Genomic DNA, 26,097 nt, shown 5'->3' on the forward strand with positions numbered 1-26,097 from the left:
CTGCCTTTCTACAATTCCTTGTATGCCTCTCTACCTTCTTTATACAGGTCGCGCCCGTGCGCGTCCATAGCGACTATGACCGGCAGTTTTTCAACCTCAAGCTTGTAGACGGCTTCGGGGCCAAGCTCTGGGTATGCGAATACTTCGGATTTCTTGATATAGGACGTGAGAAGTGCGGCGGCCCCGCCCGGTGCGGCGAAATACACCGCGCTAAATTCATGGAGGGCTGCTTTTACATCGTCTGAGCGCGGCCCCTTGCCTATCATGCCTTTTAGTCCGCGGGCAAGAAGCGTGGGGGTAAAAGGATCCATGCGCGCGCTCGTCGTCGGGCCTATCGCGCCGGACACCTTCCCCGGCGGAACCTCCGAAGGGCCCGCGTAGAAGATAATTTGTCCGGTAAGATCAAACGGTACGCGTGAACCGCGCTCGATTGCCTCAGCCAAGTACGCGTGTGCCTGGTCGCGTGCAGTATAAATCGTGCCTGTTATTTCGACTTGGTCGCCCGCGTTAAGCCCGCGAACGACATCATCGGTTAACGGAGTGGTTATTTGTTTCGCCATATTTATGCCTCTAACCTCGCAATACGTCAAAGTTATTCGATGTAGCGCCAAAAATACGTGTGCCGTTTGTTCTATATAATCGCTTCTGCTTGCCTGGTCGCTACGCAATTAAACGCGACGGCGCATGGCAGGCATGCGATGTGGGTTGCCATGGTCTCGATCTTTAAGCCCAGCGCGGTTACCGTGCCGCCCAGCGCGCCCGGGCCGATGCCGAGCTTGTTGACCTCGGCAAAAAGCTCGCTCTCAAGTTGGGCAAGCTGCGGGTCGGGATTAACGGCATCAAGCGGCCGAAGGAGCGCTTTCTTAGCTAGAAGCCCCACTTTGTCAAAGCTACCGCCGATGCCGACACCGACAATAACCGGCGGGCATGATTTGGCGGCATTCTCCGCCGCCTGCAGAACAAAGCGGCGCACCGCGTCGACGCCGCCCGAGACCGGCAGCATCTCGAGCCGCGAGGCGTTCTCGGTGCCGCCCCCTTTCGGCATCACGGTAATTTTAACTGAATCGCCCGGGACGATATCTATGTTGATAAAAGCGGGCGTGTTGTCGCCGGTATTTTCGCGCTCAAACAACGGTTTTGTAACGATTGATTTTCTGAAGTAGGCTTCGGTGTAGCCGCGGCGCACACCCTCGTTGATTGCGGCGGTGAGATTGCCGCTCACCGCTACGTCCTGGCCGAGATCGACAAAAACGGTAACGTAACCGGTGTCCTGGCATATCGGCAAATTATCGCACACCGCAATCTCGGCATTGAGTACAAGTTTTTGGAGCATGTCGATGCCGGTCGCCGATTCCTCATATTCGAGACTCTTGTCTATGGCGGCAAGAACATCGGGACGAATCTCGATGTTTGCCTTAATGCAGAGGTCGCGTACTGTATCGGTTATAACCTGGGCTAAAACTTCCCGCATAGTGCTTAGCGCTCCTTGAATAATCTCTTTAAATTTCTCTACGAGATCGCCGGTACGATCTCTTTGAGCTCGGCGATTGCTGTTTTCACCGACGCCGCCGACTGGTGCAGAGCTTCCAGCTCAACGTCGGAGAGCGGCAGCTCGACAATCTCATCGACGCCCTGCGCGCCGATTCTTGCAGGCAGGCCGATATACATGTCGCTGATATCGTACTGCCCTTGGGCATACACGGCAGCCGGTACAATATCTTTTCTGTCGCTTAAGATATGGTCGACCATTTTAGCCGCGGCTGCTCCGGGCGCATAAAACGCGCTGCCGGTCTTCAAGTAGGACACAATCTCGGCACCGCCGTTTTTGGTCTTCTCGACGATCTGGTGTGCCTGCTCGTGGTTTACCATCTCAAGCAGCGGCCAGCCGTTAATCTTCGTATCGCTCACAACCGGAACCATTGAGTCGCCGTGCGCGCCGATAACTATACCCTCAATACTCGTCATCGTAGTATCAAGCGCCTGCGCTACGAAGTATTTATAGCGCGCGGTATCGAGGACGCCGCCCATACCGATAACGCGCTCCGGCGTGAGCCCGCTGAGTTTATATGCAAGATACGCCATAACATCCATCGGGTTGGTAACGACAACGAGAATTGCATCCGGTGCCTGGGAGACCACGTTTGCCGCGATCGATCCTAAAATGGCTGCATTTTTGCCGAGAAGGTCGGAGCGGCTCATCCCCGGTTGGCGTGCCAGGCCGGCGGTGATAACCACAACGTCCGACTCCGCAACCTCAGCGTATTCGGTCGTGCCGGTCACGGTTTGCCCATAACCTTCAATCGCGCCCGCCTGCATCATATCGATCGCTTTGCCCTTGGCGAGCCCGTCGACAACATCAACCAGGACAACGTCCGCAATTTTGTTTTTAAGAAGCGTATACGCACAGGTCGCACCAACGTTACCTGCACCAATAACAGAAACTTTTGCCATCATAACCCCCACTATTTCGCTCATGGTGAACAGCTCGAAACCTCTTAGTATGTGCGCTGCAAGCTGCAAGCTAAAACCATGGGACAAACCATCTATTTGTCTGAACTATTATTATAACAAAAAAAGAGACAGCCCTTGCTGTCTCTTTGATTTCAAATATTTATGTTAACTGCTACTCTCCGGCGGCTGCGCGTTTCGGTGCGGCGACGCTGGTTTTTCTCGTAGCCGTTTTCTTCGCGGTAACCTTTGTGACCGTAGCCTTCTTTATCGTGCTCTTTTTGGCCGCAGCTTTCTTGGTCGTTTTCTTCTTAATTACGCGCTTAGGCTTGGCTACTTTAAGCGCAGTGCCGCCATCCGCAGCGGTGCCCTTTGCGGCTTCACGCGCTGCTTTTTCCGCTGCTTTTCTGATCTTCGACGGACAATTCGGGTCGATGCAGAGAATCCACGGCCTACCGATACCGGTCATAACCTTAATCTTCGGCGAGCCGCACTCTTCGCATATCTCCATCAGCGGGATTATCTCGCCGCGCTGCGGAAGCGGATACGACACGGTGCAACTATCCGGTGCCGGCTCTTCGCCTTCTTCGGCCTTCTTGTAATTCGTGCAGCCGACAAAACGCTTGCGCGTCTTCTTCGACTTCATAATGCGCAGTTGCCCGCCGCATCCCTCGCGGGTGCAATCGCCGACAATCCTGTCTTCGCGGATACCGGCACGAATCTCGGCCCCGAGCTCTTCTTTGTGCTCTTCCAGCCCTTTCATGATCTCGTGCAGCAATAACCGTGACCGGTCGACAACCGCGTGCTGATTGGTCTCACCTTCCGCAATTGCGTCCATATCCTTCTCGAGCTCGGCGGTCATCGCCGGTGTGGCGATAAGCTGCGCGTATTTTACAAGCGAATCGGCAACCGCCACACCGGTTTCAGTCGGTATGATCGGGTCGCCGTGGATATAGCCGCGGTCGTAGAGACCTTTTATAATCTCGTGCCTGGTCGCCTTGGTGCCGAGACCGAGCTCTTCCATCACCTGGATAAGCTTGCTCTGGCTGTAGCGCGCAGGCGGCTGCATTTCTTTATCTTCCATCTCAATGTTAATGAGATCCAGTATATCGCCTTCGTGTGCCGGCGGGAGCTCTTCGTCTTTCTTGCGGCTGTACGGGTAGTACCTGAGCCACCCTTCAACCACGACGTGGCTGCCGCGCGCAAAGAACGGTTCGCCGTTGGTATCGATATCGATACGCATGCTCTCGGAGATCGAGACCGGCGCAAGTGTTGCCATAAATCTGCGAACAACCAGCTCGTAAACCTTCCACTCTTGCGGATCGAGGTTACCCTTTTCCACTACACCGGTCGGATGAATCGGCGGGTGGTCCGTTGCGAACTTTTTGCCGCGGGTTGGTTTCAGCTCTTTTTGCATAAGCAGCTCGCGGGCAAGGAACCCAAACTGCGAGCTGGCCGAAAGCGTCTTCAAAATGTCCTTCAAGTCGAGCGACGGCGGATACACGGTGTTATCCACCCTCGGGTAACTGATGAGGCCTCGCATATAGAGGCTTTCAGCGATACGCATCGCGTTTGCCGTCGAAAGCCCGGTTGAAGCGGCCGCGCTTAAGAACGCGGTGGTGTTAAACGGGGCCGGCGGCGCCGTCTCGCGCTGCGATTTTGTAACCGAGGTAACCGTGCCGGTTTTCGTACCGTTAATGGTAGCGATAGCCTGCAACGCCTCGTTGTGATCCCAGAATTTTTCTGTTTTATGGCTTGCGATAAAGCGCGTACCGCTGTGATCGAACATTGCCCTGATCTGCCAGTACGGCTGCTTGACGAACGCCTCGCGCTCTTTCTCGCGCTGTGCGATGAGTGCAAGCGTCGGGCTTTGAACACGCCCGACCGAGAGGAATTGCCCTCCCAGACGCCTTGATGCAAGCGAGATAAAGCGCGTAAGCGTTGCGCCCCAGATCAGGTCGATATCCTGGCGGGCCTCACCGGCCTGCGCGAGATTAATGTATAGATCCTCCGGGTGCGTAAACGCGCGCTCGATCTCTTGTTTTGTGATAGCCGAGAAGCGCGAGCGCTTTACGCCGACCTTCGGGTTTACTTCTCTAATTAGATTTGCGGCATCAACGCCGATTAACTCGCCTTCGCGGTCGAAGTCGGTTGCAATCACAACTTCGTTCGCGTCTTTTGCGAGCTTCTGCATAGCTTTGATAATCTGTTTTTGCATCGGCACTTTAATAATTGCGGCGTCGATGAGCGAGTCCGGCGTTACTTTCTGCCAGCTGCTGTATTCCTCAGGAAAATCAACTTTGAGGATATGCCCTTTAAGACCGATAACGGCCGTCTCCGAACCGTTTTCCGCATAGCGATAAATCGGAATCGTGTAGCTTTTCTCGGTTTTGATTTTTCCGTTCGCCAGTATCTTAGCTATTCGTTCTGCCGCGATATTCTTCTCAGTTACGATAAGTTTCATCCACACCAACTCTTTTTATGTACTCTCGTCTTGGATTGACACGGGTAAAAATTGTCTGACCAATTATATTGCTACTGTGAAATTTAGGCAATACACGAAACGCCTATATATATCACTGACTCGTGTATATATCGGAGGATTATACCCGAAGTTTAACTGGAATGTGGATAGTTTTCGTAACTTTTATGTTACGAGTGCTTGCAGGCTAAGAATATTGGTGGTCACAAGCCTACTATATGATGGGAGAAATTTATTGCTGGGCGCACTCGCCCGTTTGCCCTTTGAGGATTTGAACGCCGTGGCGCAACGCCGGTAAAATCACCGCAAGTGATTCGCGGACGGCCTTTGGGCTGCCGGGCATGTTGATAATGATAGTCTCGCCGCGGATGCCGCTGACCGCGCGTGAAAGCATGGCGTGTGGTGTGATTTTCAAGCTTTCCTGGCGGATCGCCTCGACAAATCCGGGGGCAAGACGCTCAACAACCGAAAGCGTGGCCTCGGGGGTAACGTCGCGCTTGGAAAAACCGGTCCCGCCGGTCGTAAGGATAACGTCGGCATCATCAAAATCAGCGAAGCGAACAAGCCATTCCTCGATCTTGTACTGTTCGTCGGGGATAACCTCGTGCGCGATCACAACAGCGCCCTCGCTCTCGACGATGCGTTTGATTTCCGCGCCGCTTAAGTCTTCACGCTCACCGCGCGACCCTTTATCGCTAATGGTAAGAACTGCGATTTTTATACCCTGAAGCCGCATATCTAGTAGTATCCTTTCGGGCAACTCTATGGAACCCAAATGCGCTGCCGATGCGCACTTGAATTTCGCTCGCCCTTAGTTTCTCAGTTTATTTTACGACAGCAATCTCGTCATCGACAGCGATTTTGCCCTCGGTGATGACTTTGACAAAAATGCCTTCTTTGGGCATAACGCAATCGCCGGCCTGGCGATAGATCGCACACTTGGTATGACATTCTTTCCCGATCTGGGTTACCTCTAAAACAACGCCATCGCCTACGGTAACTCTGGTACCGATGGGAAGTTTAAGCAGGTCGATGCCAATGGTTGTGAGGTTCTCGGCAAAATCGCCGGGGCCGACTTTGAGGCCCATTGCGACCATCTTGTCGATGCTTTCCTGCGCGAGCAGGCTTATTTGGCGGTGCCAATCGGCCGCATGGGCGTCGCCGACAATACCGTGATCCAACTTGATATCAGCAGAACCGATGTTTTTCTTGCGCATACCCTTCTTCGGGCTGGTGTTGACCGCAATAATTTTCGCGGTTCCGTTCGTGTTATCCATACTCTTAACCTCTTCCTTACTTCCTATATGCGCCGCTTTTACCGCCGGTTTTCTCGACGAGCTCGATGTCGGAAATCATCATGCTCTTATCCACTGCTTTGCACATATCATATACTGTGAGCGCGGCGATCGAGACCGCCGTTAACGCCTCCATCTCGACGCCGGTTCTGTCCATCGTTTTGGCTGTTGCGATAATGCCGAGCTCGCTCTCGGATAACGGGGTAAAGCTGATGTCGACGCCGGTGATCTGCAGCGGATGGCACATCGGGATAAGCTCTGGCGTCTTCTTAGCGCCCATAATCCCGGCGACCTGGGCAACTGCGAGCACATCGCCTTTTTTGATCCGGCCGTCTCTGATGAGCTCCATGGTCTCTGATTTCATCTTAACCACACCGCGAGCGATAGCCGTTCTGGCCGTGATCTGCTTCTTGCTCACATCGACCATCTGAGCTCTACCTTCTTCATTTAAATGCGTCAGTGCTTTTAGTTCTTGTTGAACGATATTCCACCGATCCGCCATCTTATCCTCCTATTTGGCTCATCAACCTGGCTAGTTTGTCCGTCCCGGCGTTATGGCGCTCCGGCTTGTTGCGCGTGACCTCCTGGATAAAGGCAACGAGTTCGTCACCGCTTTCGACCTCGCACATCTTTGCCCGGATGTCGAACTCCGTATCTGAGAACAGGCACACGCGGAGCTTGCCATCGGGGGTTATCCGCAAACGGTTGCAGCTTGAACAAAAATGATTGCTCATTGCGCTTATAAAACCAAGTGTACCAAGAGCACCCTCAAACGTCACATAGGTAGCCGGGCCCGCGCCCTTAGGCCCTGAAACGGGCGCAACGGGGCCGTATTTTGCAATCTTTGCCTTGAGCTCGTCTATTGAGATGTAGCGATCGGAGTCCCAATCGCCGACCGGCATAAACTCGATAAAACGCACGTGGACCGGATAGTCGTAGATGAGTTTTATAAAATCCTTGGGATCATCGTTAATACCCCTGATGAGCACCGCATTTACTTTAACGGGAGTAAGGCCGAACTCGAGTGCCGTTTTCATGCCTTCAAGCGCCCGCTCAACGCTTCCGCAGCGCGTCAAGGTACGATACACCTCAGGATTAAGGCTGTCGATACTGATGTTTATACGTTTCAAGCCGGCTTCTTGGAGCGCCTTGCCGTACTTCGGCAAGAGAATTCCGTTCGTGGTGAGCGAAACGTCATTTAAGCCGGGGATGTGGGTCAGCATATCGACCAGTTTTATAATGTCTTTTCGTACCAAGGGCTCACCGCCGGTTAAGCGTATCTTTGATATGCCTGCCTTAACCGCCGCCTTTGCAAAGCGCTCGATTTCTTCATAGGTCAGGATATCTTCATGCGGTTTGGGCTCTACTCCCTCTTCAGGCATGCAGTATGAACAGCGCAAATTGCAGCGATCGGTTACGGCGATACGTAGATAATCGATTTTGCGGTTGTAGCTATCGCGAAGCTCGCTCATAGTCTTCCTTTTTTTAGTGAGAATTGCTGCTCGAGAAAATTGGCGACCGCCACGGCGTCATCGAGGCCGAAATGCGGCCGGTCGATCGGGAACGAGTTATCGGTAACGAGAGCAACAAGTTCGTCTTCCGTGCTGATAAGCTCGGCCGAGTGCTCTTTGCGCGAAACCTCGATCTTCGGAAACGGCCCGCGCTTATACCCTTCGGTAATCACAAGATCGTGACCGGCATCAACCATATCGAGAACGCTTTCGACCGAAATCTCCTCCTCATAGTGTTTGATCATCGCAAACCTGTGAGCCGAGACAATCGCTACGGTATCGGCGCCGGCTTCGGCATGCCGATACGTGTCCTTGCCTGGATGATCGATGTCAAAGCCGTGGACATTATGCTTAATAACCGCGACCTTGTAGCCACGGCGCTTCAGCTCTTCAATAAGCTTAACGACGAACGTGGTTTTTCCGGTATTCGATTTGCCGACGATAGAAACAACCGGGGTCATTACTTAAAACATCCCAGCTCACACGAATGAATTTTGATACCGAGTTCGTCACACGCGTCACCGATTTGGTGAAGCGGCACCCCCAGCCCGGCGCCGATTTTACGGGCGGCCGTGCATGATAATCTGTTATCTTTAGCGGTCTCTTTTACTTTCTCAAGAACCTCTGCACTAATTTCTGACATTGGAACCTCCTAATTATCTACTCCGTGATCGGCTCGAACAGCTCAACCGTAACGGTATCGCCCGGGTTAACCTGCCTGACCGCTTCAGGTACAACCATCACACCGTTTGCCAGGCTTAACGGCTTTATATTGCCTGACTTCTGCATACCGCTTAAGCGCGCTTTAAATACACCGTCATCCCTGCGAACGATGACGCGAATCATATTGCGACGACCGGATTTGTTCTTAACCATATCCTCAGCGATTGCCTCAATACGCATCCGCATAAAATCGGTGCGCCCGCTCATTTTAAGCATGGCCGGACGAGCGAATTGGTCGAAACTTATCATCGATGAGGTTGGATAACCGGGCAGCCCTATTACCGGTTTGCCCTTGATGATGCCAAATGCAAGCGGTTTGCCGGGCTTCATCGCGACCTTCCAGAAGACCATCTCACCTGCGACATCGAGAATATCTTTAACGAAATCATAATCGCCGACGGAAACGCCTCCGGTTGTGATAATCATGTCGGCGGACGTTCCTTCCTCGACTTTTGCCATGAGCGCTTCGCGGGTATCTCTGGCGATACCGAGCATGAGCGGTATACCGCCGGCTTCAATCACCTGTGCGGCAATCCCATAGCCGTTGCTGTTTCGAATCTTGCCCGGCACCAGCGGCTCGCCGAGGTCGACCAGCTCATCGCCGGTCGTAATAATGGCCACCACCGGACGGCGCACGACCTGCACTATCGCCTTGCCAACGCTCGCCAGCACGCCGATATCGCCGGGCGTAAGTTTCTTTCCGCGGTGGACGGCGATTTCCCCTGCTTTAATATCTTCACCGGCAAAGCGAACGTTCTCGTTCGCTTGTACTTCGTCTTTAATCAGCACTCCGCCGTTAGTTTTTTCGGTATATTCGACCATTACAACCGCGTCGGCGCCCTCGGGCATCTGCGCGCCGGTCATAATGCGAATCGCCTCGCCGGCGCCAATCGCGCTTGTCGGCACATAACCTGCAGCGACATCGCCGAGTACGTGAAGCTCGATTCCGTTAAACGGGCATGCGCCGGCGGTGTCGGCCGCCTGTACGGCGTATCCATCCATCGCGGAATTATTAAACGGCGGGATATCGGCCTCGGCGTACACATCCTCATCGAGTACGCGCCCGAGCGCATCCATTATCGGCACTTCCTCACCGGAAAGCCGCTCTATTTTACTTAAAATAATTTCCCGTGCTTCATCAACGCTGATCACAGCACTTACCACTCCATTTAACGTCGTTGTATAATTACTGCTCTGCATGAACTGCTGCTCCTAAATGCTTGCACGGGCAGCGTCATACATACTATATTAATCCTTGCTTTTCACCGGTTCGCTGCATCCTAAGCGTGCGCCCTCGGTATACACTTTCATGTTTCCTGCGCGCACGTAACCGACCACTTCGATGCCGATTCTGTTTGCCAGGCGCACCGCCAAATCGGTTGCCGCCGTGCGGCTTACCAGTATCGGGATGCGCGCTTTGGCCGCTTTGACAACCATCTCATAGGAAATGCGCCCGGTGGTAAAGAGCATGATATCGCGGTCGGTGACCCCGTCAAGCCAGAGCTTGCCGAGGATCATATCGACGGTGTTGTGCCGGCCGATATCCTGCCTGATAAGCGAGATCTCGCCGTCTTTTACCACCGCGGACGAATGCATGCCCGGTCTACCACTTGAGTGCAGAAACTCTTTCATAAGATTAGGAATCGTGTCTTTTTCAACGGAAAATGCGGATTTCAGCGGCGCGATACCCATGGCATCACCGAGGCTCACAAATGAAAAACCCTTACCGCAACCCGATGTTATAAAACGTTTGCCCATCGCCTTCGTGGCGTTGGTCTTCGAGGTTTTCGTGCGCACGCGGACTTCGCCGCGCTCTTCGTCGACGCGCACGCTCTCCAGGTCGTCGCGATCTTGCAAGATGCCTTCGGATACAAGAAAACCGCAGGCCACCTCATCAAGGTGTTCCATGCTCGATTGCACGGTAACGAGTTCGTCCGAATTAACAAAAACGGTTACCGGGCGCTCGATTGGGGTGCGCAGATCATCGCGCGTCTTCGGCGCTTTGGTGTGGTGCGCCTTTGCTTCAGCTTCTTCGAGCTCACGCTCGGTATTGATATTTAAAAATGTGGAATCGGCACCGGGGAGATTTCGAATCTCGTTGTAGCCGATAACTTTCAGATCGATCCTGCCGAGCAGTGAGAGAATCTTGCGCTCACCTGCTGCAAGCACGTCATTTAATGCATCGACGCAGCGTTTGCTATAGAAAGCAAAGAGCGGCTCGAAACCGTTGGTTGTCATCGGAGCAATGACATCGGCTTCGCCGGTAAATCGGGCCAGGTAGTCGACCACCTGCGGGCTGATAAACGGCATATCAACGGCAATAATGAAGTTTATATCACGCGATGAGGACTTTAGCCCCGCGCTGATACCGCCGAGCGGCCCTTGAAACGGCACGTCGTCGCGCACTACCTTGGCGCCCGGAATATCAAACGGGATATCCTGGTTGGTGACGATAATAACTTCGCCGAACATACTTTGTAATGTGTTGAGCGAGCGCAAAAGCAGCGGCTCTCCGTCGAAGAGGACTGCGCTTTTATCTCTGCCCATACGGCTACTCTTACCGCCGGCCAGCAGTATGGCGCTCATGTCGTTTCGCTGTACAATCTCACTCATACCTACACCTGCACACGTTCGCTTTCCCTTGAGACTATATGGATGCCCGTCGCCTTAAACGACGCACCGACGCGACTTCCCACATTAAGGCCCATCTCGTCAACCGATTGCTTTGTGACGAGAGCGATGATCGGGAACCCGCAGTCGACGACAACTCGATAGAGTGCGCCAAGGTCGATGATTTTCTCGACCGTTCCAACAAATTGGTTGCGTGCGCTACTCCTTTGAGCTGCACTCTCGCCCATCATAGTAACTATTGTAACATTTTCAGGCCGGATTAGCATCCATATTCTGTCACCCGGTTTGCAAACGCCCGTATCCTGTACGGCGTCGACCTCGCTGCCATTGACCTGGGATTTAATAAGCCCGCCTTCCACTGCAAGCACATGGCCTTCGATGATGTTCTCAACACCGACGAAATCGGCGACTTTCCGGTTGATCGGCTGCTCCATAATCTGGCGCGACGTGCCCACCTGCACAACCCGCCCCTCATCCATAACCGCCCACCGGTTTGCCAGAATCAGCGCTTCGGTAAGCTCATGGGTAACGTAGACAACCGCCATGTTGAACTCGCGCAAAATCCTGTATAGGTCGGCGAGCAAAGCCTCTTTTGTCGGCGGGTCGAGCGATGCCATCGGCTCATCGAGAAGCAACAATTCGGGCTCGAGGATAATCGCGCGGGCAAGCGATGTGCGCTGCGCCTCACCACCCGATAGCTTGTTGTATGCCCTATCGAGCAGATGTGAAATGTTAAGCATTTCAGCAATGCGCTGAACTCTGCGATCGATGTCTATCTTCGAATCTTTGCGAACCCTCAGGCCGTATGCGATATTGTCATATACCGTGCCCCTAAAGAGCAGCGGCTCCTGGAACACCATTGCGAGACGGCGACGTGCTTCTAAATCGCTGCCGGCATTGCTGCCATCAACAAACGCGATTGCGCCTCTCTGGGGCTTTTCCAGGTGTGCTACCAGGCGCAGGAGCGTACTCTTGCCCGACCCGTTCGGTCCGATAACCGCCAGCACCTCGCCGCGGTTGATGGTAAGCCCGTCGATATTGATGACCTTTTTCCGGCCGTAATACATAACCAGATCCGTGACAGCGATATAGGGTTGGATCACTTGCCGACACCTTTCTGCTGATAATATGTCAATCCGTAGGTCGCCAGGAATGTAAGCGAGAGAAGAATAATACTGAGCGCGATAGCTTCGCTGAACTCACCTTTGCCGACCTCTTCGACGATAGCAGTGGTCAAAACCCGCGTTTGACCGCTGATATTGCCGCCGACCATGAGCACGGCACCGACCTCGGAGATAATCGCGCCAAAACCGGCAATAACCGCAGCAAAGGTCATGAGCCGCGCCTCTTTTATCAGGGTATAGAGCATCTGACCTTTGGTTGCACCAAGCGCCAACGCCTGGAGCCTGAGTTTTGGATTAAGCTGCTGGATTGCCGATGTGGTAAGCCCTGCGACCAGCGGCAGTGCGATAACCACCTGTGCGATTACCATAGCCGGCATCGTGTACATGAGCTCTAAAGACCCGAGAGGACCCGAACGCCACAGAAATACGGCAACGAATAAGCCGACGACAACGGGTGGCAACCCCATCCCGGCATTTATGATGCTGACAAAAACGTTGCGACCGGGAAAGCGGGTCAGCGCAAGCAAAAGTCCCAGCGGCACACCGAGGAGAAGCGAGATAATAACGGCGCTCCCCGATGTTTTGAGCGAACCGACCGTCGCTTCAATAACCAACGGATCGCCGGTAAAAATCAGCATAAATGCCTGTTTGATTCCCTCAATTAAGAGTTCCATGCTCTTTACACACCCACATAATTATGTACGGCTCGACCGACATGCGGCACGGCTTTCGATTAGTTTATGGCTTTCAGCCAAACATCAGTGTAAGCGCTATATTTGCACCCAAACCACGCTGAGCCGATAAAAGCATGTGACAGCCCGCAATTTACTAGCTCGAGCTGCCACATCTCTTGCATATATTATATTAAGATTTAACGCGTTACGCGATATTTCCGTTATTTCTTTGCATTAGGAACAAATAACGTCTTACCGTATTTCTTGGTTCCATACGAGCCGATCAAGCGCTGACCTTCGCGCGAGGTTAAGAAATCGGAGAACCGTACCGCGCCGTTGTAATTGACGAAGCTGTGCTTTGCCGGGTTAACGGTAATAACTCCATACTGGTTTTTCAGATCCTTGGTCTTCTTCAAAAGCAGCTCGAGGCTGATGCTTTTCTTCTGGACGAGATATGTTCCTTCGTCGGTTAGGGTGTAAGCATTTTTCTCGTTTGCTATTCTGATGGTAGCAGCCATACCCTGGCCGGTCTTCATGTACCAGCTGCCTGATGGTGTTGCGCCGGCGGCCTTCCAGAAACCGAGTTCTTTTGTATTCGTCCCTGAATTATCGCCGCGTGATACGAACTTGGCCTTTGCCGCTGCGATACGCTTGAATGCAGTTAGCGCGTCCGGGGCGGTTTTTACTTTTGCCGGATCGTTCTTCGGGCCGATGATGACAAAGTAGTTGTACATAACATCTTTGCGCGTTTTCCCATAGCCCTTCGACATGAATGTCTTTTCCTGTGCCGGTGAGTGCACGAGCAATACATCGGCGTCACCGCGCTGCCCCATTGTGAGGGCTTGCCCGGAGCCGACCGCAATAGATTTTACCGTAATACCGGTCTTTTTCTTAAAGATCGGCAACAGGTAATCGAGAAGACCCGTGTCCTTAGTGCTTGTGGTTGTCGCCAAGATGAGCACTTTTTCACTTCGCGCCGCGCCCGCAATGGTAAGCGGAGCAAGACAATTTGAAACAACGAGCGCCGCTATCACGGCAAACAACACTAGAGCTTTGTACTTCTTCCTCATGTTACCTCCCACTATCTAACTCAGTTCTACGTCTACTACACGTACTTTGTGCTTGGCGTTCCACCAACACTCCTACTAGCGTGAAGCACTCTCACGCAGGCTTTCGTCCTGTCCCTTCGAGCCGATTACTCAACCCTATAAGAAACACAAACACGTTGGCTTCCCGTATGGGAAAGGGGTGTCGAATCTGTTCGAGGAGGCTTTATAAGGACATTGTGCTCGCCACGACCCACATGGTTCAAGCAACCACCGCTCCTGAAACGACAGCATGGTATTGTTGCGCCCATCATCATAGAATCCCCTTTCCAAATACGGGAGGCTAACGCGTTTCCGCTTTAACCCTGTGAACCACACAATAAAAAGACACCAGCCCCCATACGGAAAAGCTGGTGTCGAAACCACAGCTCCTTTCCAAATACGGGAGGCTAACGCGTTTCCGCTTTAACCCTGGCCGACGCCCTTCTCGGGGGTTCGACGCCCTCATCCCCTAGCATTGCCGTAGGGATTTCGGGTCGGAGTCTATACGCTATGTAACATTATTTACAATACTATACACCAACCTTTACCGGTTATCAAGCGCCAAAACGCAAGATACTGTAACAACTTTGGCGGTAATTACGCCTTGCTCAACTTCGGTTACCGTTCCCCTGAGCTGGTTTCGAGCGCTGATTTTCATATGCTTTCCTCCCGCAACAAGTGTTGTTGAGTATGTTCCACTTACGCCGGCTTGTTATTCACGGTAAAAGAAAAAGCACCGGCTTTTTCTTTTAAAAGCCGGTGCTTAGAGTTTCGATTCTTCGTGCCTGCTACGCCTAATCCCTAAGGAGTAATCGAAGCTATATCGAGCTCATCAACAAACGAGATAAATGCCTGGCCGGACCGGGTTGGCGCATGCTTGCTGACTACAAGGTAAAGGTCACGCGTCAGCGCCGGACCGGGAAGCTTCACCGTAGTAATTTCGCCGAGCTTAAGCGAGCGCTCTGCTGCCCATTTCGATACGATCGACGCGCCAAGACCGGCGCTGACCGCGTTGATAACCGCTTCCGTGCTGCCGAGTTCCATTGCAACATTTAAGTCGTCAACATTTAACCCCTGCGCGCTAAGGTATCCCTCTATCGTCTGCCGGGTGCCTGAGCCTCGTTCGCGCAGGATAAAATCTATATTTTGCAGATCATCGAGCGATAACGTGCGTTTTTCGGCAAGCTCGTGGTCCGCCGGTACTATAAATACCAGCTCGTCATTTAAGAACGGACGTGCGGCAAGCTGCCCCAAACTCGGTTTTGCACCGATAAGACCCACCTGCAATTCACCGGAAACAAGCTGTTCGGCAATCTCGCCGGTATCGGCGACGCGAAGCGTAATGGAAACATCCGGGTATGCCTGCTTAAATTTGCCAAGAATTTTCGGCAGTACGTACTCGCCGGGGATGGTGCTGCCGCCAACCGAAAGGCGTCCCTTTACCGATTCGCCAAGTTCTTCAAGCTGGTGCTGGGCGTTATCCACCTGGCCGACGATCTGTAACGCCGTCGGATAGAAGAGTTTTCCAGCCTCGGTTAGCTGCACTTTCTTAGTTCTGCGATCGAGCAGATCAACACCCAAGAATTCCTCGAGCGCTTGTATTTGCAGGCTGACGGCCGGCTGAGACACACCAACAGCCCGAGCCGCAGCGGAAAACGTGCCCTTCTCAACTATGCTAATGAATGCTCTGAGTTGATTTATATTCATAGCGCCTCCATAACTTATATTTATAAAACAAGCTAATCAAATATGCTTTTATTATAACAGGTTATCGGAATGAGATATAGGACACTTAACTAACCGTTCTACAAAACAATAATCAACTATGCCGGAAAGATAATCGACCGGCATGATACCGTCCTTTACACGACAATATTTACCGCTTGATTAGGTGCGCAACGTCTAATACTATATAGTCTATAGACTTGGTAGTATTAGGACTGGAGATAGAGATGAGGCTGACGAAAAAGGCTGAATACGCAACAAGAACCATGCTGGAGCTGGCGAAACACTACGGCGGGCGTCCGGTGATGGCAAAAGACATCGCTGTGCGGCAGGATATCCCGCAAAAGTTTCTCACCCAAGTCATCGTCGAACTTAAAGGTGCCGGGCTTGTCGGCACGATACGCGGCACCGGCGGTGGAACATTTCTAAGCGTTGCCCCGCACCGGGTAAATCTGCGCCAAATTGTAGAGGTGTTTGAAGGTCCGATTGCACTGAATGAATGCTTGCACAGCAAAAACGACTGTTCGCATGCAGGCGCCTGCCCGATGTATGACGTATGGCGCCTAGCCCAGGCGAAGATGTTGAGCGTACTCGAATCAACTACGCTTGCCGATCTCATCAGCAAGCAAGATGGTGCCGCGGTGGATCACACAACGAGCGCACCTCGCATAAGCAACGAAATCGAGGTTGAAGTATAAGCGGAAGCATAGCCTGCGTAAAGAATTTATAGAAACGCACTTCTGTCCAAAACGATAAAAACCAGGTACTATGAAGATACAACCTGCGGTAATGGGTACCGCTTCTAGGTATACCAATAGCCTGCTTAGAAGCAGGCTGAATTGGGAATAATAAGGAGGCGACACAATGACAGATGAAAAGAGAATCGCCATAACGAAAGATATGACAATCGCCGATTGTGTTGAGAACTACCCGGAGACCGTTGAAGTATTCCACCGGTTCGGGCTCGCCTGTTTCGGATGCGCTGTTTCAAGACTCGAGAACCTCGAGCAAGGCGCAGCGCTCCACGGCATCAACCCCGACACATTGGTAGACGAACTCAATGCGGTCGTCAAGCAAGAAGATATATAAGTAGCTACGATTTTTCGCTTAGTAAAAAACGATTCGTAGCTATGTACCGTTTCGCTTTTTGCAGAAGGTACGTAGTTCTACCGTTTCACTTAATTTACAGGAGTAAGGGAGGCATATCATATGCCGGTATTTAGCTTTTCAGACTTGATCTGGTTATTCTTTATCTTGTCGTTTCTCGTACCTATTATCCAGCGGCGGCTTCTGGTTATGCGCAGACTGCAGTTTTTGCACAAGATTGAAGAACAAAGAAAGTCGCGCTTGATTACGCTCATCCACCGCCAGGAAGCGTTGAGCTTTTTAGGGATTCCTCTTGCCCGCTACATCGACATCGAGGATTCCGAGCAGATTCTACGTGCCATCCGGCTGACCGATCCCAAGGTGCCGATTGATATTGTCATGCATACACCGGGCGGGCTTGTGCTTGCTGCGGAGCAAATCGCGTTTGCGTTGAAGCGACATCCCTCGAAAGTAACCGCGTTTGTTCCCCACTACGCAATGTCCGGCGGTACGCTGGTTGCGCTGGCCGCCGACGAGATAATCATGGATGCAAACGCCGTTCTTGGGCCGGTCGACCCGCAGCTCGGCGATGCGCGCGGCGGGTCTGTCCCGGCAGCCTCGGTTCTCGCTGCGGCCGCTATTCCAAACCAGAACCGTGACGACCAGACGCTCATCTTAGCCGACCTCTCGCGCAAGGCAATCGACCAGGTGCACGATATCGTCTACCGGTTGATTAAGGATAGGATACCAGAAGAAAAGGCGCGCGAGCTGGCGACAACATTGAGCGAAGGACGGTGGACGCACGACTACCCGATCGGTATCGATGAAGCTAAAGAGTTAGGGCTACCGGCAAATGGTGAGCTACCGAAGCAATACCATGAACTCATGGAGCTATACCCGCAGACCATGCAGCGACGCCCATCGGTCGAATACGTACCGGTGCCGTACCGCAGCCGGCCGACCCCGAGGTCGCGCGACCACTAGTGATGCAAGATGAAACGACAAATTACTAAAATCAAGCTGAGCGTTAACGCGTCAAAGGTTTTAAGCCGGCGCTATCTGCTCAAAGATAGTGAGGGTAACGTCACGGAAACGCCGGCACAGCTCTTTAGGCGTGTTGCCAAAGCGATTGCCGCCCCCGATATGCGGTATGATCCGAGCGCCGGTATACAAGCGACCGAGGACGAGTTCTACCGGGCGATGGCTAACCTTGAGTTCTTACCCAACTCACCGACGCTGATGAATGCGGGAACGTCGCTCGGGCAGCTTGCCGCCTGTTTTGTTATACCCGTTAACGATTCCATCCCCGATATTTTCGACGCTGTAAAATATATGGCGATCATCCACCAAACCGGCGGTGGAACCGGCTTTTCCTTCTCCCGCCTCAGACCCAAGGGTGATCTCGTCAAATCCACTAAAGGGGTTGCATCCGGGCCGATATCGTTTATGCGCGTCTTCGACATAGGAACCGATGTTATCAAGCAAGGCGGGCGCCGGCGCGGTGCCAACATGGGTATTTTACGCAGCGACCACCCGGATATTATCGAATTTATTGCCGCCAAGCGCGATGAAGGTGTTTTTCGAAATTTTAATCTCTCGGTTGCAGCAACGGATGTATTCATGGAAGCGGTCGCAAGGAACGAGCCGGTTTCTCTCGTTAACCCGAGAACCGGTGAGGAACACAAGCGGCTTTCCGCCCGGTCCCTCTTTGATCTTATCGTTGCAAACGCCTGGTCGACCGGAGACCCGGGGCTGTTTTTCATCGACCGCGCGAACCAGGCAAACCCGACGCCAAAGATCGGCTCGTTTGAGGCTGCAAACCCCTGCGGTGAAGTACCGCTCCTCCCCTACGAGGCGTGCAACTTGGGCTCGGTCAACCTCACAAAAATGCTGCGGGACGGTACCATCGATTGGAATAAGCTGCGGGAGAGCGTGCATACAGGCATCCATTTCTTGGACAATGTTATTGATGCCGGCACATATCCGCTGCCGCAGATTGATGCTATGGCTAAGGGCAATCGCAAGGTCGGCCTGGGTGTGATGGGCTTTGCGGAGATGCTCCTTGAGCTGGGAATTCCGTACGATTCCGAAGAAGCCTTAGCAACCGGCGAGCACGTGATGAAATTCATCCGCGATGAAGCCGTCGCCGCATCGGTGGCGCTCGGGCACAAGTGGGGCTCCTTCCCCAATTTTGGGGAAAGCACACGGGCAAGCGACGGTCACAAGGCGATGCGAAACGCAACGGTTACAGCTATTGCCCCGACCGGCACCATCAGCATTATCGCCGGTGCAACCAGCGGTATTGAGCCGATTTTTGCGATTGCCTATGCCCGCAACATAATGGAAGGCACGACGCTTCTCGAAGTCGACCCCGTATTTGAGCGAGTGGCAAAACAGCGCGGTTTTTACAGCCGGGAACTAATGATGGAGATCTCAAAACAAGGCTCCATCCAGGGTATTGAGCAGATACCAGAGGATGTTCGACGGCTCTTTGTTACGGCGTTCGATATTGCGCCCGAATGGCACGTCCGCATGCAGGCGGCGTTCCAAAAATATGTCGATAACGCGGTATCAAAAACGGTAAATCTACCCGAAAATGCAACGCTCGAGGACGTTAAGAATATTTACATTCTCGCATACGAACTCGGCTGCAAGGGTATTACGGTTTACCGCTACGGCAGTAAGAAAGAGCAAGTGCTCTACATTGGTAAACCTGCGGAGCGCAAGATTATCGCGACGCCGGTTACCGCTTCATCGGAGTATTCCGGCGGAAGCTGTGCGTCAGACTGCTGCCCGTTGTAGCGAAGCTATCCTAAAACATGTAGTATCGTAGCACTTTGGGGGTGAGTAGTGCGCTTGGGCGGGTGGTGCTCATCATAACGCTCACAAACTTGCCGGCCAGCTCGGGGTGTTGTATTCCCCTCTTGAGCATCCAATCCATCGATTTATAATTAGAGCGCGCAAACAGCTGGCGAATGAACTCACCTTGCCTGTGCTCGCTGAAGAAATTCTTTGCAAGAAAATCCTGGTATACCTTGAGCGATGCTGCCGATACGTCGCCTTTGTCCAGCGCACGCTTCATGGCGTACGCGGCTTGCTCCCCGCTTTCGAGGGCATACGCTATACCCTCGCCACTTAAGGGGCTGATGAGCGCTGCTGCATCGCCGACGAGCATGACGCCATCCGCAACAACATCGTGCCGTCCATAGCCCATCCGCAAATGTGCCCCTTTAATTTCGGTTTGGGCTGTCGCGCCGCTTAAGTCAATCGGGCTCGTATCTTTCTCAGCCATAAACCAGTTCATCAGCGCTTTTGTGTCGATACTGCGCTCTTTGAGTACCAATGTGCTCAGCCCGAGACCGATATTGGCCCCGGAATTTCCGGTTGGAAATATCCAGGCATACCCCTCAGGAATATGCTCATCGACAAATACGTTAATGCAGTCATCCGGACCCTTAATGCCGGTATAATATGCTCTGACAGCAAACGCATGGGGCTTAACACACTCAATACCGGTACACTTGGCGAATGTGCCGTGTGTTCCGTCGGCGCAAATAACCGCCCGGCAGGCGATCTCAACCTCGTCACCGTTATAAATTGCTTTAATACCGGTGATGGCCCCATCGCTGGTTAGCATGCCTGTAGCTTTACGGTTGGTATACACTGTGGCACCTGCGACCTCAGCGGTTGTTAGTAATGTGTGATCGAACTCAAGGCGTGGGACCATGTGAAAATGCGGGTACCGGCAGTCTTCCACCGGGATCTGCGCTTCGAAATACGACCCATCGCTTGCAAAGAGACGGGCGCTATCGCACCGGTGGTATTTTCCCGAAGTAAGCCAGGCGTACAACCCCATCTTATCGAGCATTTCGGCTGCACGCGGCCCAATGCCATCACCGCAAATCTTGTCGCGAGGAAATGTGCTTTTATCGAGGAGCGCTACATGTATGCCTTGACGAGCTAGAAAAAAGGCTGTAGATGCCCCCGAAGGACCGGCGCCAACTACTACTACATCAAATTTTTCCATAGTAAAACCCACCAAGCTATCGATAATAGATTAAACGCCAAGCGCAATCTCTAGCTAATAATATACCTAGTTTTTACGCATTTCAATCTATCGTGCCTGATGGGTCGTACTAGCGCAAAATATAATTATCCGGCTATCTTGAGTACCGCTGTATGACTTGCTCGAGATTTATCTGCCCGTCGATAACCCTTCCGACGTAGTAACCGCCTATCGCAAGGATGACGCCGAGCAACACCGCACTAAACCCGAACGCCACCCAAGCGACGCCCACGATAAAGCCGGAAAGGATACCTAGCTGGGTATTGGTCATAATTATAACCCCCTTACCTGTTATGCTACCCATTGCTCAACCTGCGCAATATGGATCGTCATGTCATGACGTGCAAGATTAATGCCGAGCTTATTGATCCATTCGCGGTTGATCGCTTTTTCAATACGTCGGTCAAGATCTTGGAGATTTGTATTACGCCGCACCGTAAGCGACGAGTGTGCAAACAGTTCACCGTTCTCTTGGGAAAATATCTGAGTATTTGTCTCAAGCACCCCAGGCATATGTTTAATAAGATTATCAATTGAATGCTCAACAACGCTGTAATCGACAACCGTTGTCCCCGGCCCTTTCTCCTCCACCTCGTACTCGCCGCCCACGATAGCCGTGACCGATGCGGAAAGCTGGCCGCGCAGCCACAAAGCGGCAAGAGCAAACACTACGATAAGGAGCAATATCGATACAAGTGCAGCGGCAACAAAGTTCGCCTGAAACAGCGCGATGAGGCGCTGGTATGGAATTACAGCCCGCAGTTGCGCCGGCGATATCACGCGAAACGCCAAGAGCACGCCCACGAGGCTTGCCAGCGCTATCAAACCCGATAGCACAATTAGAAGTGCCCTGTTTAGTGTATCCATGGTAACCCCTATTGCTACGCTTATTTATGCTACGCGCTTTATCCTTGATATTCTCGCTCTCACCTGCTCAAGCTCATCATCGAGCCCAAGGGAAGACAGGTTAGTCTTGATATCGTTCTCGATTTCGGCGCGGACAGCTTGCCTATCGGCGATCGATGGTACCTCCAGTTCGGTCGCAACATCAAATGCCTCGCCATGCACTTGAAGTTCAACGTCAGTCGGTGTTATCGCTTCCTTATGCATATCCTTGGTAAGCCGATCCAGCAAGAATCTTTCGACATCTCTCCTTGGAACCACGGTCGAGCCCATATCGCTTTCACGAATTACAACATAGGGCGCTCTGAATGGTCTTACTTCGAGCACGAATAGCACCAGCGATACAAGAAATATGCCAAGCAGCAACGCCTGAACCGCCCCGGGGCTAAGCGACAGCAGTGACCGTTCCAAACTGGTTACGGGAGAGATAAGCGCCGGCACCCCTATCAGCCGCCCGATCAGGTAGAGTATACCTACCGCCGATCCGAGCATAAGCGCAATCGATATTATGGTTGCCAATACACGGTTAAATATCCTCATATCCTATACCGCCAATATCAGGTCTTCGACGCTGATATCCACGCTCTTTACTAACCCATCCAAATGCTTATCGCGAAGTTCCTTCCAAATTTCAGAACGCAAGCGGTCGGCAACTGTGGGAATATGCGTTTTAGTAACAGCGATGCTCACCGTTACGGTGTAGCGGCGGTCATAGTCTGGTCCGAACACCCATACCCCCGGCACATCCAACTTAATCGGGAACGAATCGCCGACCGGCACCGAGCTTACAGGCGAGACGCCCTTCATGCGACTGACCGCTGTAGCAACACTATGTGCGATCTCCTTTTTCTGCTCGAGCATATTATGCGACACGACTTTCACTTTCCTGCTGTTGTTGCTGTTGTTGCGCTTCCTGTGGGAAGAACAGATCGCTTACGATGATGTTCACTTCCTTGGCGCGCAACCCGGTCAACGAGTTTATCTGATTCATAACGTTTTGCCTGACTGCATTGGTAACATCAGGAATACTTTGGCCGTAGTCGACAATCATGCTAAGGTCGACGATGGCTTCTTCCTGCCCTACTTCGACATCGACGCCGGCGGTCCGCTGTACTCCCCTTGACCCGGTAATTCGTTGAATTGCACCGCCGATAGCGCGTTCCGTTGTGCCGCCCAGCGCATGGACACCTTCCACCTCGCGGGCCGCAATGCTGGCGATTTTTGCTACGACAGCATCAGAAATCGTAGTGTTGCCCAGACCTTGGCTTTGTAATTGGCTCGTCTGTTCGCCGGTATCCATGGGTTGATTGGCTTTAGCCTCTGCCATAAAAAGACCTCCTTCGCTTCATGGTTGCTTTTTATTACCCATAAAACCGCAGTATGCGTCGAAAAAACTCCACGCCACCGGAGGCTCTTTTATCGCGCTATAATCATCTGATGCTATATATGCCAGTTGAGGTGGTATTTTTATCACTTATTCTACGCATAGTGCAGCAAAGCACGGTAAATCATATTTGCAAAAGTGAAGGCCGCAAAAGCTCATGGCGTCTATAGAATTGATTGTTCGACAGGAGGTATGGCTACTTCGAGTAACTCTGGTGCTCTTGCAGTGTTTCGATTTCGTCGCTCATGTAGCCGAGCGCTTTGAAGTCCATCATACCGTTTGAGGAATGGCAGGCATCACATGCAAGACCGTTGCGGTTGATTCCGTGGTTAAGCTGTCTGATTCGCTTTTGCTCGACCCGCGTCCACTTTGGCGGTTTGATGCCCGCCGCATTTGCAGCTCTTCGTACCGCGAGGGCGAAGTCGCCGGTTTGCGCAAACACGACCGGGTTTGCCGTAACGCGGGTTTCTTTGACGATATCGAACCCGATGACATATGTATATTGCCTGAACGGATAAATCTTGGCTTTCCTATCTTCCCGGGTGGCGTTGGGCCAACCGCTCGGGTCGGCAGAGCCGTTAAACCACAAAAATTCCTGGTGTTTGTTAGCCGCACCGGTGGCAGCTTCTTCAAAAAGACCATCGCCGTCACGATCGGCGCCGCGTGTCGTATCCAGAACCGACAAGCCGGTCACCCCGGTTATGTGACATATTTGGCAGGCCAGTCTCACTGTATGCAGGTCGATACTTGCAATCCCGTGTTTAAAATCGGCGTGGCAAGATGTACACGAACGAACATTGCTTCCAGTTGTTTTACGGCTGCTCGCCACGTGACAGCTTTGGCACGATATATTCTGCGCCGCGTGCACGTCGGAAGCCGCCGTATAGGGCGTTCCATCCAAGTCAACCAGAGAGTCTTGATGACAGCGCAGGCATTGCGGAGCGGCCGGTTTGCCGACCGATGCCGCTGTTTTTGCGCTCGCATCCTCAACCCACTTATTTATACCGCTTACAGTAGTAACCTTACGCTGTCTCATGTCATATATCGAAGCGTGGCATATCAGACATTCGACAGTTGTTGACGGTGTAATGCCGGATGATGCGGCCCCGGCAGACACTGATGCTTTCTCAGAAGAATTGCTGCTGTGACAGCGGCCACAGCCACCGCTCCGTATCTCGCCGCTCTCGGTCTCAAGGCGATATGCCCAGATAGACGGATTAAGCGAGCGGCTCTCCGCCGCATCGATACCGGCAGCTGTTAGTTGCTTGGTGGTAAGTTTCCCATGAACATTATGCGAAGCCTCACCGCCTACTGAAATGTGGCACTTGAGACAGGTTTCAGTACCTGTATATCCACCAACATTTTCAATCGCCCCGGTATGGTCCATCTCAAAGGCTGCATTAAAGGTGTGGCATGCTTTGCACGAGACGCCACCGGCCAGGTTTTTACCATCAACCGACGTAAGCCTACCCGCCTTAATAATCTTTACCACATGTGCGTTTATGCCGTTATGGCACGTCGTGCAATCGGTTGAAAGGCGTTTGTTCTTATGACACGCTATACAGGTTTTCATCTGCGGTTTGTCACTTCCGCTCATGCCGGGTGCGGGATGAGCGATCTCTTTATGACACTCGATACACGTAACGCCTGCTGCGCTATGTGCCGGATGGAAATTTATTGCGCTTTTACTTGCATGCGTCTTGATGTTTTTAAATGTCGACGGATGGCAGCTGATGCAGTTATTATTATCAACCGGCGCCGCTGAGCTGATGGGCAGTTTTGTGAGGTGCGCGACAAGCCGGTTTAATGTCGCCTGGCCACCAAGACTTGCTTCTGATGAGCGCTTATTGTGGCACGCATTACACGTAATACTCTTATGGGCAGATGCACGCCACGAGCGATCGTAGGTGTTCATCTCGTGACACACTACGCAGTTCGCCGGCTTGCTGTAAAATGCAGCTGAGCCGACAGCAAACATCATGACCAGCAGCACCAGCGATGAGGCTGCTGTCATAAATACTTTTTGTGACTGTTGTGTCTGCTGCCTAGTCCGGCCGGCGTGCAACGAGCGACGTCCGGTACCCGGCATCGAGTCTGGCCAAGGCTTCATGGTAGTTCCATCGGCATATAGGATTGTGCGCTTTACTGACCTTCATAGTGAATATGTTTCGACTGCTGTGGGTATAACGTCGCGTAAACATGAGCCAATTTGTGAAGGAGGAGTTATGGCGACACGGGAAGAAATATTCGACCAGATGGAGCAGATGCTTGGGCGGGTACCATCGTTTATGGTAACACTCCCCGAAACGGTGCTTGAATCTGACTGGAACACTATGAAATCGTTCGAGTTCAGCAATACTAAACTGTCGGCAATACAAAAACACCTGATCGGTGTCGGGGTTGCCGCCGCTAATAGTTGTGAGCATATGTCGCTCTGGCACGGCATGATGGCGATGGCGCTCGGCGCAACCGACGAGCAAATCGACGAAGCATTGCTGACCGCCAAGCTTTCATCGGGCTGGAGCACATATCTGGAGGGCTCGATGGTTGATATGGACCAATTCACCGATGAAGCGGTGCAAATCGGCCAGTTCATACAAACCAACAAAGGAATGAAGGCAGCGTAGCATTTGGGGTTTCGTTAAGATTTCCTTAAAACGTTAGACTTAGAAAACTAGAAGACGTAAAAACCCGCTCAGAGGTTGAGCGGGTTTTAATTTATCCTACCGCTCGATTGAGCAATAGTTGTGCATAAGAAAAGGCCACCCTAAAGTAGCCTTACGTGGCGGAGGTAAATGGGAACCAAACCCATTAATTTATATGGTCTAATAAGGAATAACCAAAGGATGAAAGTTCTACGCGTAGAACTTTCTTGCTATGGTTAATGTGAAGGAGGAAGAAATATGCTTGTTTGAACGACATATCAAGGCTTTGAGGGGGTTTATGATCTTGTGGCA

The 26,097-nt window shown here is 52.3% G+C and carries 28 protein-coding genes and 1 riboswitch; of the genes, 5 read left to right on the forward strand and 23 right to left on the reverse strand.

What is annotated here, in order from left to right; genetic code table 11:
• Positions 1 to 8 precede the first annotated feature (8 nt).
• The 16 genes from VGK02_07815 to VGK02_07890 all read right to left on the reverse strand — a co-directional run bounded on the left by VGK02_07815 (position 9) and on the right by VGK02_07890 (position 15,683).
• Positions 9 to 560: a FumA C-terminus/TtdB family hydratase beta subunit gene (locus VGK02_07815; protein HEY3374949.1), complete on the reverse strand. Its 552-nt coding sequence runs from the start codon at positions 558 to 560 to the stop codon at positions 9 to 11.
• 71 nt (positions 561 to 631) lie between these two features.
• On the reverse strand, positions 632 to 1,471 hold the full coding sequence (locus VGK02_07820) for a fumarate hydratase (GenBank protein HEY3374950.1): 840 nt from the start codon (positions 1,469 to 1,471) through the stop codon (positions 632 to 634).
• A gap of 38 nt (positions 1,472 to 1,509) precedes the next feature.
• Positions 1,510 to 2,475, reverse strand: a complete 966-nt coding sequence (gene mdh, locus VGK02_07825; protein HEY3374951.1) for a malate dehydrogenase — start codon at positions 2,473 to 2,475, stop codon at positions 1,510 to 1,512.
• Positions 2,476 to 2,623: 148 nt separating this feature from the next.
• Positions 2,624 to 4,912: a DNA topoisomerase I gene (locus VGK02_07830; GenBank protein ID HEY3374952.1), complete on the reverse strand. Its 2,289-nt coding sequence runs from the start codon at positions 4,910 to 4,912 to the stop codon at positions 2,624 to 2,626.
• 250 nt (positions 4,913 to 5,162) lie between these two features.
• A complete protein-coding gene (locus VGK02_07835) occupies positions 5,163 to 5,666 on the reverse strand; it encodes a MogA/MoaB family molybdenum cofactor biosynthesis protein (GenBank protein ID HEY3374953.1) in 504 nt (167 codons plus the stop codon).
• 88 nt (positions 5,667 to 5,754) lie between these two features.
• Positions 5,755 to 6,207: an MOSC domain-containing protein gene (locus VGK02_07840; GenBank protein HEY3374954.1), complete on the reverse strand. Its 453-nt coding sequence runs from the start codon at positions 6,205 to 6,207 to the stop codon at positions 5,755 to 5,757.
• 16 nt (positions 6,208 to 6,223) lie between these two features.
• On the reverse strand, positions 6,224 to 6,727 hold the full coding sequence (moaC, locus tag VGK02_07845) for a cyclic pyranopterin monophosphate synthase MoaC (GenBank protein HEY3374955.1): 504 nt from the start codon (positions 6,725 to 6,727) through the stop codon (positions 6,224 to 6,226).
• Position 6,728: 1 nt separating this feature from the next.
• A complete protein-coding gene (gene moaA, locus VGK02_07850; GenBank protein HEY3374956.1) occupies positions 6,729 to 7,697 on the reverse strand; it encodes a GTP 3',8-cyclase MoaA in 969 nt (322 codons plus the stop codon).
• The gene (mobB, locus tag VGK02_07855; protein ID HEY3374957.1) at positions 7,694 to 8,197 is read right to left on the reverse strand and encodes a molybdopterin-guanine dinucleotide biosynthesis protein B; all 504 of its coding nucleotides are present in this window, start codon (positions 8,195 to 8,197) and stop codon (positions 7,694 to 7,696) included. Before mobB ends, moaA begins: the two co-directional genes overlap by 4 nt.
• Positions 8,197 to 8,379 carry a hypothetical protein gene (locus VGK02_07860; GenBank protein HEY3374958.1) on the reverse strand — a complete coding sequence of 61 codons (183 nt, stop codon included), beginning with the start codon at positions 8,377 to 8,379 and terminating at the stop codon, positions 8,197 to 8,199. Before VGK02_07860 ends, mobB begins: the two co-directional genes overlap by 1 nt.
• 17 nt (positions 8,380 to 8,396) lie before the next feature.
• Entirely contained in the window at positions 8,397 to 9,659 is a 1,263-nt protein-coding gene (glp, locus tag VGK02_07865; GenBank protein HEY3374959.1) for a gephyrin-like molybdotransferase Glp, read from the reverse strand.
• A gap of 48 nt (positions 9,660 to 9,707) precedes the next feature.
• A complete protein-coding gene (gene fdhD / locus VGK02_07870; protein HEY3374960.1) occupies positions 9,708 to 11,072 on the reverse strand; it encodes a formate dehydrogenase accessory sulfurtransferase FdhD in 1,365 nt (454 codons plus the stop codon).
• Between the two features lie 2 nt (positions 11,073 to 11,074).
• On the reverse strand, positions 11,075 to 12,193 hold the full coding sequence (locus VGK02_07875) for an ABC transporter ATP-binding protein (protein ID HEY3374961.1): 1,119 nt from the start codon (positions 12,191 to 12,193) through the stop codon (positions 11,075 to 11,077).
• A complete protein-coding gene (locus tag VGK02_07880; GenBank protein HEY3374962.1) occupies positions 12,190 to 12,888 on the reverse strand; it encodes an ABC transporter permease in 699 nt (232 codons plus the stop codon). Before VGK02_07880 ends, VGK02_07875 begins: the two co-directional genes overlap by 4 nt.
• 221 nt (positions 12,889 to 13,109) lie before the next feature.
• Positions 13,110 to 13,958, reverse strand: a complete 849-nt coding sequence (locus tag VGK02_07885; GenBank protein HEY3374963.1) for a substrate-binding domain-containing protein — start codon at positions 13,956 to 13,958, stop codon at positions 13,110 to 13,112.
• A 388-nt stretch (positions 13,959 to 14,346) separates the two neighbouring features.
• A riboswitch (molybdenum cofactor riboswitch) is annotated at positions 14,347 to 14,488 on the reverse strand.
• Positions 14,489 to 14,777: 289 nt separating this feature from the next.
• Positions 14,778 to 15,683, reverse strand: coding sequence for a selenium metabolism-associated LysR family transcriptional regulator (locus tag VGK02_07890; protein ID HEY3374964.1), 906 nt, complete (start codon positions 15,681 to 15,683; stop codon positions 14,778 to 14,780).
• A gap of 245 nt (positions 15,684 to 15,928) precedes the next feature.
• Between VGK02_07890 and VGK02_07895 the strand changes: the two genes are divergently transcribed.
• From VGK02_07895 to VGK02_07910, 4 genes are all read left to right on the forward strand, one after another.
• Positions 15,929 to 16,399, forward strand: a complete 471-nt coding sequence (locus tag VGK02_07895; protein ID HEY3374965.1) for an Rrf2 family transcriptional regulator — start codon at positions 15,929 to 15,931, stop codon at positions 16,397 to 16,399.
• A gap of 166 nt (positions 16,400 to 16,565) precedes the next feature.
• Complete coding sequence (locus VGK02_07900) at positions 16,566 to 16,790, forward strand: DUF1858 domain-containing protein (protein HEY3374966.1); 225 nt, start codon at positions 16,566 to 16,568, stop codon at positions 16,788 to 16,790.
• 120 nt (positions 16,791 to 16,910) lie between these two features.
• Complete coding sequence (locus VGK02_07905) at positions 16,911 to 17,771, forward strand: hypothetical protein (protein HEY3374967.1); 861 nt, start codon at positions 16,911 to 16,913, stop codon at positions 17,769 to 17,771.
• Between the two features lie 9 nt (positions 17,772 to 17,780).
• Positions 17,781 to 19,589 (forward strand): adenosylcobalamin-dependent ribonucleoside-diphosphate reductase, encoded by a 1,809-nt coding sequence (locus tag VGK02_07910; GenBank protein ID HEY3374968.1) that lies wholly within the window; start codon positions 17,781 to 17,783, stop codon positions 19,587 to 19,589.
• 10 nt (positions 19,590 to 19,599) lie between these two features.
• Here the strand turns inward: VGK02_07910 and VGK02_07915 are convergent, their stop codons facing one another.
• From VGK02_07915 to VGK02_07945, 7 genes are all read right to left on the reverse strand, one after another.
• Positions 19,600 to 20,814 carry a geranylgeranyl reductase family protein gene (locus tag VGK02_07915; protein ID HEY3374969.1) on the reverse strand — a complete coding sequence of 405 codons (1,215 nt, stop codon included), beginning with the start codon at positions 20,812 to 20,814 and terminating at the stop codon, positions 19,600 to 19,602.
• 133 nt (positions 20,815 to 20,947) lie between these two features.
• Positions 20,948 to 21,124 carry a DUF2273 domain-containing protein gene (locus VGK02_07920; protein HEY3374970.1) on the reverse strand — a complete coding sequence of 59 codons (177 nt, stop codon included), beginning with the start codon at positions 21,122 to 21,124 and terminating at the stop codon, positions 20,948 to 20,950.
• A gap of 20 nt (positions 21,125 to 21,144) precedes the next feature.
• Entirely contained in the window at positions 21,145 to 21,720 is a 576-nt protein-coding gene (locus VGK02_07925) for a hypothetical protein (protein ID HEY3374971.1), read from the reverse strand.
• Positions 21,721 to 21,744: 24 nt separating this feature from the next.
• A complete protein-coding gene (locus tag VGK02_07930) occupies positions 21,745 to 22,296 on the reverse strand; it encodes a hypothetical protein (protein ID HEY3374972.1) in 552 nt (183 codons plus the stop codon).
• A gap of 3 nt (positions 22,297 to 22,299) precedes the next feature.
• Positions 22,300 to 22,629 carry a hypothetical protein gene (locus VGK02_07935; protein ID HEY3374973.1) on the reverse strand — a complete coding sequence of 110 codons (330 nt, stop codon included), beginning with the start codon at positions 22,627 to 22,629 and terminating at the stop codon, positions 22,300 to 22,302.
• Complete coding sequence (locus VGK02_07940; GenBank protein HEY3374974.1) at positions 22,619 to 23,083, reverse strand: Asp23/Gls24 family envelope stress response protein; 465 nt, start codon at positions 23,081 to 23,083, stop codon at positions 22,619 to 22,621. The genes VGK02_07935 and VGK02_07940 overlap by 11 nt, the downstream gene beginning before the upstream one ends.
• Positions 23,084 to 23,336: 253 nt before the next feature.
• A complete protein-coding gene (locus VGK02_07945) occupies positions 23,337 to 25,250 on the reverse strand; it encodes a NapC/NirT family cytochrome c (protein HEY3374975.1) in 1,914 nt (637 codons plus the stop codon).
• 115 nt (positions 25,251 to 25,365) lie between these two features.
• On the opposite strand from VGK02_07945, the gene VGK02_07950 reads away from it, so the two are divergent.
• On the forward strand, positions 25,366 to 25,767 hold the full coding sequence (locus tag VGK02_07950) for a carboxymuconolactone decarboxylase family protein (protein HEY3374976.1): 402 nt from the start codon (positions 25,366 to 25,368) through the stop codon (positions 25,765 to 25,767).
• Positions 25,768 to 26,097: the final 330 nt, after the last annotated feature.

This window comes from Candidatus Aquicultor sp., from assembly GCA_036504445.1.
Classification (GTDB): Bacteria; Actinomycetota; Aquicultoria; order Aquicultorales; family Aquicultoraceae; genus DASXVE01.